Source organism: Nocardiopsis sp. FR4 (genome assembly GCF_009830945.1).
Lineage (GTDB): Bacteria > Actinomycetota > Actinomycetes > Streptosporangiales > Streptosporangiaceae > Nocardiopsis.
Genome location: NZ_VWVV01000038.1, coordinates 21,932 through 34,056, shown reverse-complemented (window position 1 = coordinate 34,056; position 12,125 = coordinate 21,932). Strand labels below are relative to the sequence as shown.

The following is a 12,125-nucleotide window of genomic DNA, read 5'->3' as shown; positions in this document are numbered from 1 at the left end:
GCTCCAGGAGCCGCTGGGGCCTCCCGCCGCCCCCGCACCCGCCCGTCCGGCTAGAGGCCGGTGATCTCGCGCGTGGGCACCGTCCGGCGGGACAGTACCTCCACGAGGAGGGCGAAGAACCCCTCGGAGTCGATCTCCTCGATCACGGTGGCGTTCGCCGCCAGACCGTGCACGCCCCAGGACATGGCCGAGTAGCCGCGGGTCAGCTCCCCGGCGGTCTCCACGTCCACGTGGTACCGGGCCGAGCGGCGCACCAGCTCGGGGTGGAGCAGCACCGCCGCGGTCAACGAGTCCGGGTGCGTGGTGCCGTCGATGCCCACCCGCCGGTCGAACTCCAGGGTCGCCGCGCACACCCGGCCGAAGAAGTCCGAGAGCGGGGTGCCGAGCGCGGCGATCACGTCCAGCCGCTCCTGGTCGAAGACCGCCTGGCGCAGCGTCAGCGGGTCCCACGGGACCACGGTGACGTCGAAGCCCGCCGCGAACACGGCCTTGGCGGCCTCCGGGTCGACGTAGAAGTTGAACTCGGCGGCGGCGGTGATGTTGCCGCGGCCGTTGTTGGACCCGCCCATGACGTACAGGGAGCCGACGTTGCGGGCGAAGCCGGGGTCCTTGGCCAGGGCCGCCGCGATGTTGGTCAGCGGTCCGATCGCCACGATCGACAGCTCACCGGGGTTCTCCGCGGCCAGCCGGACCAGGGCGTCCACCGCGTGCTCGGGCTCGGGCTCCAGACCCGAGGCGTCCATGGACAACCCGCCGGACCCGTCGCCGTGCACGTTCTCCGCGCTCACCCAGGGCCGGACCAGGGGGCGGCGGCAGCCCAGGTGGACCGGCACCTCGCCGAGCCGCCCGGCCGCGCTGAGGGTGACGAAGGCGTTGCGCACCTGCTGGTCGAAGCCCACGTTCCCGGCCACCATGGTGATGGCGCGCAGGTCCGCCGCGGGGTCCAGCAGCCCCACGAGGAGCGCCACGCAGTCGTCCTGCGCGGTGTCGGTGTCGATCACCAGCGGTGTGGTCACGGAGTCTCCTCCTGGTTGTGCGAAGTACGGAGCGGTCATCCGATCACCGGTCGGGGCTGCGGGGGCGGTCTGACAGAACCGGCCACCCGATCACCGGTCGTCCCCGGTCGGGGGCCTGCGGGGGCGGTCTGACCGAACCGACCACCCGATCACCGGTCGTCCCCGGTCGGGGGCCTGCGCGGACGGCCTAACCGAACCGACCGGTGATATAGTTCTCCGTCTCCTTCTTCTCCGGCCGGGTGAAGATCTGGTTCGTCTCACCCATCTCCACGAGCTTGCCGGGCTTGCCCGGCGCCGAGAGGTTGAAGAAGGCCGTCCGGTCGGACACCCGCGCCGCCTGCTGCATGTTGTGCGTGACGATGACGATCGTGTAGTCCTCCTTCAGCTGGTGGATGAGGTCCTCGATCGCCAGGGTCGAGATCGGGTCCAGCGCCGAGCAGGGCTCGTCCATCAGGAGCACCGAGGGCTTGACCGCCGTGGCGCGGGCGATGCACAGCCGCTGCTGCTGGCCGCCGGAGAGGCCGGACCCGGGCTTGTTGAGCCGGTCCTTGACCTCCTCCCACAGGTTCGCCCCGCGCAGCGACTGCTCCACCAGGTCGTCGGCCTCGGACTTGCTCATCCGCCTGTTGTTGAGCCGGGCACCGGCGATGACGTTGTCGTAGATGGACATCGTCGGGAACGGGTTGGCCTTCTGGAAGACCATGCCGACCTCGCTGCGCACCATGACCGGGTCCACGTCGGGGCCGTAGATGTCCAGGTCGTCCAGGAGGACCTTGCCCTGGGCGCGGGCGCCCGGGGTCACCTCGTGCATCCGGTTGAGGGTGCGCAGGAAGGTGGACTTGCCGCAGCCGGACGACCCGATGAACGCCGTCACCGACCGCGGCTCGATGGTCATGGACACGTCCTCCACGGCCAGGAAGTCGCCGTAGTAGACGTGGAGTCCGGAGACGTCGATACGTTTCGCCACTGGAAGTTCCTCGTGAAGTCTGCTCCGCGCGCGGGGCGTGGGCGGTGGGTAGGGTCAGCTGGCCTTGGGCGCGAACAGGCGGCCGATCATGCGGGCCAGGAAGAACAGCAGCATCACCACCAGGATCAGGGTCAGCGCCGCCGCCCAGGCCCTCTCGTAGTTGACGGCGCCGCCCATGCGGACCTGTGAGTAGATGAACACCGGAAGGCTCATCATCTGTCCGTCGAACAGGTTCCAGTTGATCGACACCGCCGACGTTCCCGCCGTGAGGATCAGCGGAGCCGTCTCCCCGATAACGCGTGCGATGGCGAGCATGATCCCGGTGGTCAGCCCGGCGGCGGAGGTCGGCAGGACCACCTTGGTGATGGTCCGCCACTTGGGCACTCCCAGGGCGTAGGAGGCCTCGCGCAGGTCCTGCGGCACCAGCCGCAGCATCTCCTCGCTGGAGCGCACCACGACCGGGACCATCAGCACCGCCAGCGCGATCGCGCCCGCGGCGCCGTTGGTCCGGCCCGGGCCGAACAGCATGATCCACAGGGCCACCACGAACAGTCCGGCGACGATCGACGGGATACCGGTCATGACGTCGACGAAGAACATGATGGTCCGCTTCATGCGGCCCTGGGCGTACTCGACCAGGTACACGGCGGTCATCACGCCGATCGGCACCGAGATGAGCGTGGCCATCCCCGTGATCGCCAGGGTGCCGACCACCGCGTGGTAAGCGCCGCCCGCGTCCATGCTCGGCAGCACGCCGTTCATGGACACGGTCAGGAAGTAGCCGTCGAACCGGGCCAGGCCGTTGCCCACCACGGTCCACAGCACCGAGGCCAGCGGCAGCATCGCCAGGACGAAGCAGCCGTAGACCAGCGCGGTGACCAGGCGGTCGGTGGCCTTGCGCCCGCCCTCGACGCGGGCCGAGGCGGTCACCACGATCACCGCGTAGGAGACCGCGGTGAGCAGTCCCCAGAGCAGGAAGCCGAAGGCGCCGAAGGCCAGCAGGACCCCGGCGACCACGGCGGCGCAGGAGGCCAGCAGGGCGGCGGGGAAGCGGTTCGGCAGCGACCCGTGCCGCAGGTCGGAGCGGGTAGGGCCGGGGCCCGGACCGGGCGCGGGGGGCTGGGTTGTCGTCGTGCTCATCAGGACTCCTTGTTCCCCCGCGCCACCACGTAGCGCGCGCCCATGTTGACCACGAGGGTGATCGCGAACAGGACCAGTCCGGCTGCGATGAGCGCGGACACGCCGTACCCGGTGGCCTCGGGGTACTGGAGCGCGATGTGCGCGGCGATGGTCTGGTTGCCGCTCTGCAGCAGGTTCCAGGACAGGACGAGGGAGGGGGACAGGATCATCGCGACGGCCATGGTCTCGCCCAGGGCGCGGCCCAGGCCGAGCATGGAGCCGCCGATCACCCCGGACCTGCCGAAGGGCAGGACGGCGAGCCGGATCATCTCCCAGCGGGTGGCTCCCATGGCCAGGGCGGCCTCACGGTGGCCCTGCGGGGTCTGGCGGAACACGTCCCGCGACATCGCGGTGATGATCGGCAGGATCATGACGGCCAGCACCACGCCCGCGGTCAGGATGGTGCGAGCGGAGGTGGAGGCGGGTCCGGCGAAGAGCGGGATCCAGCCCAGGTAGCGGGTCATGGCCTCGTAGACCGGGACCAGCTGCGGGGCGAGGAAGCCGATGCCCCACAGGCCGTAGACGACGCTGGGGATCGCTGCCAGCAGGTCCACCAGGTAGCCGAGCAGCGAGGACAGCCTGCGCGGCGAGTAGAAGACGATGAACAGCGCGATGCCGATCGCCACCGGCGTGGCCAGCAGCAGCGCGATGGCCGCGGCGAGCACGGTGCCGAACGCCAGGGCCGCGACGCCGAAGGCGGGCTCCTCGCGGACGTTGGGGTCCCACTCCGTCGTGGTCAGGAAGTTGGCGGTGTTGGCTGCCAGGGACGGCCAGGCCTGAACGATCAGGAAGGCGGCGACACCGGCGAGGATCAGCAGGATCAGGATGCCCGAACCTCGGGCGAGCCCGGCGAAGGCGACGTCGCCGATCCGGCGCTTGCCCGTGGGCGGTGGTGCCGCCTTGGGCGCGTCCGTGGTCGTCATGGATTGGCTCCGGTTCGGAAGGTCTCGGGGCGGATCGCCCGGATGGTGCGGTGCGTACCGTGCACCTTCGTGCGTGCCTGGTCTCTTTGTTCCCGGCGGGGCGCGGTACTCCCAGGGTCGGGGGACCCTCTCCCCGCCGTGGTCACCTCAGCGCGCCCCTCCGGCTGGTCACCGGCCGTTCCGCCACGTTCGTCACGGGAACTGGCCGTATCGCGCCGCATGTGAAGGTAGGCGCAGCAGGTGACGAGATATCCCAAGAAAGATGAACGGAAGATGAACGGGGTGTCGCACCCCCATGGCGGTAGGGATATTGATCGGTGAATGTGACGAGTGGCACGTCAGGCTGGGGGCCCGGGGGGTCCGTCCGCGGGCGGCGCGTACATCACATCGGTGTCCCACATGCCGAAGCCGAGCGACTCGTACAGCCGCACGGCGGCCTCGTTGCCGCCGTCCACGTACAGGTGCACCCAGGGCAGTCCCGCGTCGCGCAGGTGACGCAGCCCCGCCAGGGTCAGCGCGCGGCCGAGCCCGGTGCCCTGCCAGTCGGGGTCCACGCCCACCACATAGACCTCACCGACGGGTTCGCCCTCGGTGAGCCCGGCGCCGTCGGCGTGGGTCTTGGTCCAGTGGAAGGCGGCGACCTGGCCGTCCTTGGCGGTGGCCAGGAAGAAGCCGTGCGGATCGAACCAGTCCTCCACCTCCCGCTGGAGCAGGTCGTCCAGGGTGAGCTGGCCCTGCTCGGGGTGGTCGGCGAACGCGCGCGCGTTGGCCTCCAGCCAGGCCTGCTCGTCCTGGCCCACGACGAAGGTCCGCAGCCGCACCCGGTCGGCCACGTCGGGCCGCAGCCGGGGCTCGGGCAGTTCGGGAGCCTTCCACGGGCCGCCCGGCTCGTCGGCGGCGATGTCGCGCAGCGGCATCCGCATCTTGTGGAGTTCGCGGACGGCGGTCCAGCCGTCCGCCCGAGCCACCGCCACCGCCTGCGGGGTGCGGCCGTGCGCCCACACCCGCACGCCGCGGGGCCCGGCGTCCCGGTGGACCGACTCCAGCAGCGCGGTGCCGTATCCGTGTCCCCGGTGCGCGGGGTCGACGACGACCTCGCCGGAGTCGGGTTCGCCGGCGACGCGTTCGACGAACGCGAAGCCGACCACACGTTCGCCCTCGATGACCAGGTGGAAACGGCTGCTCCCGGCGGGAGCACCGTGTCTGACGCGGAGCAGGGTGTGCTCCGACAGGGGGGCGACGCCGTCGGCCGCCCGGGCGGCCTCGGCGAGGGACAGCACCTGGTCGGCCAGGGCCGGAGCCAGGTCGTCGGTGACGAGCGGGGTTCTCATGGACGGCAAGCCTACGACGGCACCCCCGTAAAGATTCGGTCAGGCACGGCCGGTGCGGCGTTTGTCCTGGTAAGGTGCCCCGCCCCGCGCGTCGGCGGAGCGGGGCGCGAAGCCGGGCGGGCCTACCTGCGGCGGCGCTTGCCCTGGTAGCCGCCGCCGAGGCGGACGCGTCGCACCGGGGCCAGCGGGGCGGCGAGCAGCAGCGCGAGCAGGAACGCGGCGAGCAGTACCGCCGGGGCCATGTTGGGTCCCAGGTCGCCGTGGTCGGCGGCCACCTCGGTGTCGCCGAGGTCCTCGTCCGTGCCCGGGGTCACCAGCGGCAGGTCGGCGAGGTCCTCCGCGCCGGGGGCTACCTCGGGCAGGTCCGCCTCGTTGCTCGGCAGGCCCGGGACGACGGCGTCGCTGGTGGGAACGTCGCTGGTGGGCACGTTGCCGACACCGCCGGTCGGGGAGCCGGTGCTGGCGGAGGGGCCGCCAGTGCCGCCGGAGGTGCCCGACCGGCCGCCGGTGCCCCCGGAGCCGCCGGAGGTTCCCGGGCTCCCGGTGTTCCCCGAACCGCCGGTGCTCCCGGAGCCCTCGGTCCGGTCGCCGCTCCCGGGGGAGGCGGTCCCGGGGGAGCTCGGGCTGGGCTCGCGCGTCGGCGAGGGGCTCGGCCCCGGCTCCTTGGGAGGAGTGGGCGAGGGAGTGGGAGTGGGCGAGGGGGTGGGCGAGGGGGTGGGCGAGGGGGTGGGCGAGGGAGTGGGACTCGGGGAGGACGGGGGCTCGGTGACCGAGACCGTCCAGACGCCGGTGGAGACGGTGTATTTTCGCGCCGCCTGGAGGTCGGCGCAGTCGACGCCCTCCTGGGCGAGCGCGTAGGTCAGGGTCGCCACCACCTCGGCCGACGCGCTCGGCGTGCCGGCGACCTCGCCCGCGGAGGCCGTGTCCCCGGGGGCGACCGGCCCGGGCTCGAAGCCCCGCGCGTCGAACTCGGGGTGCGGGACCTTCAAACCGACGAGGCAGACGGACGCGTCGCCGGTGTTGGTCACGGTGAGGGGGTTGGGCGGAGCGGCCTCACCCGGCTCCACCCCGCTGGTGTCGGTGTCGAAGGCGATGACGGCCGCCACCGTGGGTTCGGGGGAGGCCGAGGGCTCCCCCGAGGCGGTGGGCTCGGCGTGGGCCGGGGCCATGACGGCGACCAGGCTGGAGCCGACGAAGGCGGCGCCGAGGACCAGGCCTCTGCGCCGGTGCCCGGGAGTGAGCGGGGAACTCGCGGCGGTCGTGGGCATGGGGGCGTTCTCCTCCTCGCGGACGGCGCGCCAGGGTGTGTGCGCGCACCCTGCCGCGGGAGGTTTCGCCGCGCCTGACGTCCCGGGCCGGGGTGCCCCCATGATCTTAGGACCTGGGGGCCCCGAACACGAGGGTCCAAACGTCTGCTTCCGCACCTTCCGTGAACACATGTTGTACAGCCGGCGACGGAGAGCCCGGGAACGGCCGCGGGGCGCCCGCGTCGGTACGCGGCGCCCCGGAGTCGTCCGCACCCGGCCCGGGAAGCCCGTTCCCCGGTCCGCGCCGGATCCGCTGTACGGTGTTACCTGGTGCCGGAGTCGGCGGCGCGGGCGGCGGGCAGCGTGTCGCCGTCCTCCGTCGGGACCTGGGAGGCCTTGGCCACCGTGTCGGGCACGAAGCGGTAGCCGACGTTGCGCACGGTGCCGATCAGCGACTCGTGCTCCGCGCCCAGCTTGGCCCGCAGGCGCCGCACGTGCACGTCGATGGTGCGGGTGCCGCCGAAGTAGTCGTAACCCCACACCTCCTGGAGCAGCTGCGCCCGGGTGAACACCCGGCCGGGGTGCTGTGCGAGGAACTTGAGCAGCTCGAACTCCTTGAAGGTCAGGTCCAGGATCCGGCCGCGCAGCCGCGCGATGTAGGTGGCCTCGTCGATGACGAGATCGCCCCTGCGGATCTCGTCGGGGTCGTCCGTCCCGGCCTCGGCCGCGCCGACGGCGAGCCGCAGGCGCGCCTCCACCTCGGCCGGTCCCGCGGTGGAGAGGATGAAGTCGTCGGCCTGCCAGTCGGGGGTCAGCGCCGCGACGCCGCCCTCGGTGAGGATGACGATCAGCGGGCAGTCCAGCCCCGTGGTGTCGAGCAGGCGGCAGAAGTTGCGGGCCGTCGCGAGGTCGGTGCGGGCATCGACCAGAATGGCGTCCACCGGTGCGCTGGAGCCACCTCCCGCGCCTGAGGCCAGTAGCGCCCCGGCCTCGGCCGGCGCCACCCGCACGGAGTGCAGGAGGAGCCCGAGAGCGGGCAGTACGTGGTCTGACGGTTCGTTCGAGTTCGTCAACAGCAGCAGATGGCTCATGCGTCTCTTCTCGTCGGCCCGCGCGTGCGGGCGATCGAAGGCGCCATTGCCCCCGGTGAAGGTGTCTGTTACGTCGCCTCCGAGCAACACAAGGATAATCAACAGATGGCGAAGTGCACTATCAGGTACTGGGCCGCGGCCAAGGAAGCCGCCGGAACCGCCGAGGAAACGGTCGACGCGGACAACCTCGCGCAGGCCCTGGCGGCGGCGCGTCGGCTGCACCCCGACGACCGTTTCCAGCGCGTACTCGGGTCCTGCTCGCTGCTGGTCGGTGAGAACCCGGTCGGGCGTCGGCCGCACGGTGACGTCGAGGTCACCGAAGGGACTGTGATCGAGGTCCTACCGCCCTTCGCGGGCGGGTGAGCGCATCGTGGAGAGGGGAGGGGACATGGCGTACACGCCCGAGTGGGCGAGTCGGGCGCGCGTGGTGATGCTCGGCAAGCCGGGCTGTCACCTGTGCGAGGACGCCTGGGCGGTCATCGAGCGGGTCACCGCCGAGCTGGGCGCGAGCCGGGCACGGCACCAGCTCGACGACGTGACCGGGGACGAGCGGGAGGAGTACTGGGACAAGGTTCCGGTGACCTTCGTGGACGGCCGTCGCCACGACTTCTGGAGGGTCGGGGAGGACCGGCTGCGCGCCGCCCTCGGAAACTGAGCCGGAGAGGATTCCGCGGGGGAGGAAAAGAGGGTGTGTCCACAGAACTTCACACCTGCGCCATTTTCCGGAGTCGGCAATGGGCGAAATGTGCTCGACTGATTTCCGGCGGGTCGACGAGGGCCCCGCCGGTGGGAAGTTATGAGCCCGCGGTCACAGCGGACCCCACTTTGTGCGTGCTTTCACAAGCACGTAATCTGGGGGTCCCAGACCTGTCGGGGGAGTGCGGCGCGAGCCCGCCCGCTCCCGGCGTCGGACCGCTCGGCCGTCCCCGCGCGGACCGTCCCCCGCAACCGCCCGCACCGACCGCCGCCCAGGAGCGCCCGCCTGTGACCAGTCGCCCACCACGGCCCCGGGAGAGGGGCATTCCGGAGGCCACCGTGGCCCGGCTCCCCATCTACCTGCGCGCGCTCCAGGCGCTCCAGGACCGCGGGATCCTCACCGTCTCCTCCGAGCACCTCGCCTCCGCCGCCGGCGTGAACTCGGCCAAGCTCCGCAAGGACCTCTCCCACCTCGGGTCCTACGGGACGCGCGGAGTGGGCTACGAGGTCGAGTACCTGGTCTACCAGATCTCGCGTGAGCTTGGTCTCACCCAGGACTGGGCCGTGGCCATCGTCGGCATCGGCAACCTGGGGCGCGCACTGGCCAACTACGGGGGCTTCGGGACCCGCGGCTTCCGCATCGCGGCCCTGCTCGACGCCGATCCGGCGATGGTCGGCCAGAGCGTCGCGTCCCTGGATGTGCGGCATATTGACAACCTGGAGGCGGTTGTCCGTTCAGAGGGCGTTTCCATAGGGGTCATCACGACACCGGCGGCGGCGGCGCAGGGCGTGGCGACGCGCTTCGTCGAGGCGGGGGTGGCCAGCATCCTCAACTTCGCGCCGGTCGTCCTCAATGTGCCGGACGGAGTCGATGTGCGTAAGGTCGACTTGTCCATCGAACTCCAGATCCTCGCCTTCCACGCGCAGCGCAGGGCCGACGGCGACGGTCGGAACGCGGAACGCGCGGGTCTGGAACTGACGTGAGACCTTGACTGTCGTAGGGGCCGTGAGGCCCGCATGAGCGGTGGGCGATGAGCGAGCGTGCGCCGCGGCCGCGGAGGGTACCGGCCCCCGCGGCACACGAAGACGCTGTGTAGGACCTGCATAGGAGAATGCGGATGAGTGTCCTGGCCGTGGGGTTGAGCCACCGGAGTTCGCCGGTGGCGCTACTCGAGCGCGTCGTACTGAACGGGGAGACACGGGCCAGGGCGGTCGCGGAGATGGTCGGCTCCGAGTCCGTCAACGAGGTCATGGTGGTCTCCACCTGCAACCGCACCGAGGTCTACGCCGACGTCTCCGCCTTCCACGGCGGCGTCACGGCCATCACCGAACTCCTGTCCTGGCACACGGGCGTGCCGCTCGGCGAGCTCTCCGAGCACATGTACGTGCACTACGAGGACCGGGCCGTCCAGCACCTGTTCTCCGTCACCTGCGGCCTGGACTCCATGGTCGTCGGCGAGGGCCAGATCCTCGGCCAGGTCCGCGACGCCCTCAAGGAGGGCCAGGAGAGCGGCTCCGTCGGCCGCGTCCTCAACGACCTGGGCCAGCGCGCCCTGCGCGTGGGCAAGCGCGCCCACACCGAGACCCACCTGGACCACGCGGGCGCCGACATGGTCAGCTTCGGCCTCACCGTCGCCCGCGGCGGCCTGAACCTCGGCCCGACCGGCGCCCCCGGGACCACCGCCGACCAGACCGTCCAGGCCGTGGGCGCGGTGCCCCCCGCGGGCTGCCCCATGTCCCAGGTCCCCGGCGACACCGACGAGGCCCCCCTCGCCCGGCCCGCCCGCGGCCCCCTCACGGGCGTCCGTGTCCTCGTCCTCGGCGCCGGGTCCATGAGCGCCCTGTCCGCCAACACCGTCTGCCGCCAGGGCGCGGCGGCCGTCGTGGTGGCCAACCGCACCTTCGAGCGCGCCGCCCGCCTCGCCGAGTGCCTCACCGAGGCCTACGACACCGTCGAGGCCCGCGCCGTCCCCTTCGACGGGGCCGCCGACGCCCTGGCCGAGGTCGACCTGGTCATCTCCTGCACCGGGGCCCAGGGCCTGGTGCTGACCGCCGACGCCGTGGCCGCCGCCGGCGCCGGGCGCGCCCGCCCCCTCGTCTTCCTCGACCTGGCCCTGCCCCGCGACATCGACCCCGCCGTGCGCGAGCTGCCCGGCACGCACCTGGTCGACATCGAGGACCTGCGCCAGGCCGCCGCCACCGGCTCCGCCGGCGCCGCCGGGCGCGGCGGCGCGCTGACGCTCGTGCGCGGCATCGTCGACGAGGAGGTCGCCGAGTTCCGCGCGGTCCGCCGCGCCTCCCAGGTGACCCCCACCGTCGTCGCCCTGCGCGCCCAGGCCAGGGACGTCGTGGAGGCCGAGCTGGCCCGCCTGCACGGCCGTCTCCCCGAGGACCTCGACGACCGCACGCGCGAGGAGATCACCCGCGCCATGCGCCGCGTCGCCGACAAGCTCCTGCACCGGCCGACCGTGCGCGTCAAGGAACTGGCCGCCGCGCCGGACGGGGAGTCCTACGAGGCGGCCCTGCGGGAGCTCTTCGCACTCGACCCCGGGTCCCCCGAGGCCCTCGCGGCCCCGGAGGACCCCGCCACCGCGGCACCGACCGCCCAGGAGAAGGCATGACCGGCACGCCCGCCGGCGGCGCGTCCGCCTCCGGCAACCCCGCCCGGCTCGGCACCCGCCGCAGCACCATGGCCACCAGCCAGTCCCGGATGGTCGCCGACGCCATCACCGAGCGCACCGGACAGGCGATCGAGCTCACGCTCATCACCAGCTTCGGCGACGTCACCAAGGCCCACCTGACCCAGCTCGGTGGCACCGGCGTGTTCGTCAACTCCCTGCGCGACGAGCTCCACGCGGGCACCATCGACTTCGCGGTCCACTCGCTCAAGGACCTTCCCACCGCCCCCGCCGAGGGGCTCGTGCTGGCCGCCGTCCCCGAGCGCGACGACCCCCGCGACGCCCTGTGCGCCCGCGACGGCCTCAAGTTCGCCGACCTGCCCGCCGGGGCCCGGGTCGGCACCGGCTCCCCGCGCCGCGTGGCCCAGCTCGCCGCTCTGCGCCCAGACCTGACCTACGTGCCCATCCGCGGCAACGCCGAGACCCGTCTGGGCAAGGTCGCCTCCGGCGAGCTCGACGCCGTCGTCCTCGCCTACGCCGGGCTCGGCCGCGTCGGCCGCCTCGACGACGCCACCGACGTCTTCGAGCCCGAGCAGATGCTGCCCGCACCCGGCCAGGGCGCCCTCGCAGTGGAGTGCGCCGCCGAGCGCCGCGACGGCGACCTGGCCTACCTGGCCTCGGTCGACCACCCGGCCACCCGCGCCGAGGTCACCGCCGAGCGCACCGTGCTCGCCGAGCTGGAGGCCGGCTGCGCCGCCCCCGTCGGCGCCTACGCCCGCTACGACGCCGAGTCCGGTCGGCTGAACCTGCGCGCCGCCGTGGTCGCCACCAACGGGTCCAGCGCGGTGCGCCGCGAGCGCACCGTCGACCTCGACTCGCCCGCGGACCTGGCCGCCGCCACCGCCCTGGGGCGCGACCTGGCCCGCCGGATGATCGCCGAGGGAGCCGACCGCATCGTGGCGGAGGCCTTCGCGGAGAGGGACACACCCTAACCAGGAGCCCACGGCGGGAGCCCGCCGTACCGCACCGCCCCGGATACCGCGCACCGGGGCGCGGG

12 protein-coding genes are annotated in these 12,125 nt (G+C 72.6%); 5 read left to right on the top strand and 7 right to left on the bottom strand.

Annotated features, from left to right (window positions below):
- Nucleotides 1-50: 50 nt before the first annotated feature.
- From FYW95_RS25295 to FYW95_RS25265, 7 genes are all read right to left on the bottom strand, one after another.
- Nucleotides 51-1,016, bottom strand: coding sequence for a nucleoside hydrolase (locus FYW95_RS25295; RefSeq protein ID WP_159944212.1), 966 nt, complete (start codon nucleotides 1,014-1,016; stop codon nucleotides 51-53).
- Between the two features lie 187 nt (nucleotides 1,017-1,203).
- Nucleotides 1,204-1,983 carry a phosphate ABC transporter ATP-binding protein PstB gene (pstB, locus tag FYW95_RS25290; RefSeq protein WP_159944213.1) on the bottom strand — a complete coding sequence of 260 codons (780 nt, stop codon included), beginning with the start codon at nucleotides 1,981-1,983 and terminating at the stop codon, nucleotides 1,204-1,206.
- Between the two features lie 54 nt (nucleotides 1,984-2,037).
- Nucleotides 2,038-3,123 carry a phosphate ABC transporter permease PstA gene (pstA, locus tag FYW95_RS25285; RefSeq protein WP_159944214.1) on the bottom strand — a complete coding sequence of 362 codons (1,086 nt, stop codon included), beginning with the start codon at nucleotides 3,121-3,123 and terminating at the stop codon, nucleotides 2,038-2,040.
- Nucleotides 3,123-4,085 (bottom strand): phosphate ABC transporter permease subunit PstC, encoded by a 963-nt coding sequence (gene pstC, locus FYW95_RS25280; RefSeq protein WP_159944215.1) that lies wholly within the window; start codon nucleotides 4,083-4,085, stop codon nucleotides 3,123-3,125. The genes pstA and pstC overlap by 1 nt, the downstream gene beginning before the upstream one ends.
- Before the next feature lie 338 nt (nucleotides 4,086-4,423).
- Nucleotides 4,424-5,416 (bottom strand): mycothiol synthase, encoded by a 993-nt coding sequence (gene mshD / locus FYW95_RS25275; protein WP_159944216.1) that lies wholly within the window; start codon nucleotides 5,414-5,416, stop codon nucleotides 4,424-4,426.
- 122 nt (nucleotides 5,417-5,538) lie between these two features.
- Nucleotides 5,539-6,684: a hypothetical protein gene (locus tag FYW95_RS25270; protein WP_160050918.1), complete on the bottom strand. Its 1,146-nt coding sequence runs from the start codon at nucleotides 6,682-6,684 to the stop codon at nucleotides 5,539-5,541.
- A 302-nt stretch (nucleotides 6,685-6,986) separates the two neighbouring features.
- Complete coding sequence (locus tag FYW95_RS25265) at nucleotides 6,987-7,754, bottom strand: winged helix-turn-helix transcriptional regulator (RefSeq protein ID WP_159944218.1); 768 nt, start codon at nucleotides 7,752-7,754, stop codon at nucleotides 6,987-6,989.
- A gap of 105 nt (nucleotides 7,755-7,859) precedes the next feature.
- On the opposite strand from FYW95_RS25265, the gene FYW95_RS25260 reads away from it, so the two are divergent.
- The 5 genes from FYW95_RS25260 (at nucleotide 7,860) to hemC (ending at nucleotide 12,060) form a co-directional block, all read left to right on the top strand.
- Nucleotides 7,860-8,117, top strand: a complete 258-nt coding sequence (locus FYW95_RS25260; protein WP_159944219.1) for a MoaD/ThiS family protein — start codon at nucleotides 7,860-7,862, stop codon at nucleotides 8,115-8,117.
- A gap of 25 nt (nucleotides 8,118-8,142) precedes the next feature.
- Nucleotides 8,143-8,409 carry a glutaredoxin family protein gene (locus FYW95_RS25255; protein WP_159944220.1) on the top strand — a complete coding sequence of 89 codons (267 nt, stop codon included), beginning with the start codon at nucleotides 8,143-8,145 and terminating at the stop codon, nucleotides 8,407-8,409.
- Nucleotides 8,410-8,738: 329 nt separating this feature from the next.
- A complete protein-coding gene (locus FYW95_RS25250) occupies nucleotides 8,739-9,434 on the top strand; it encodes a redox-sensing transcriptional repressor Rex (protein WP_159944221.1) in 696 nt (231 codons plus the stop codon).
- A 134-nt stretch (nucleotides 9,435-9,568) separates the two neighbouring features.
- Nucleotides 9,569-11,071, top strand: coding sequence for a glutamyl-tRNA reductase (locus tag FYW95_RS25245; protein WP_159944222.1), 1,503 nt, complete (start codon nucleotides 9,569-9,571; stop codon nucleotides 11,069-11,071).
- Nucleotides 11,068-12,060: a hydroxymethylbilane synthase gene (gene hemC, locus FYW95_RS25240; RefSeq protein ID WP_159944223.1), complete on the top strand. Its 993-nt coding sequence runs from the start codon at nucleotides 11,068-11,070 to the stop codon at nucleotides 12,058-12,060. Before FYW95_RS25245 ends, hemC begins: the two co-directional genes overlap by 4 nt.
- The last annotated feature ends 65 nt before the right edge of the window (nucleotides 12,061-12,125 follow it).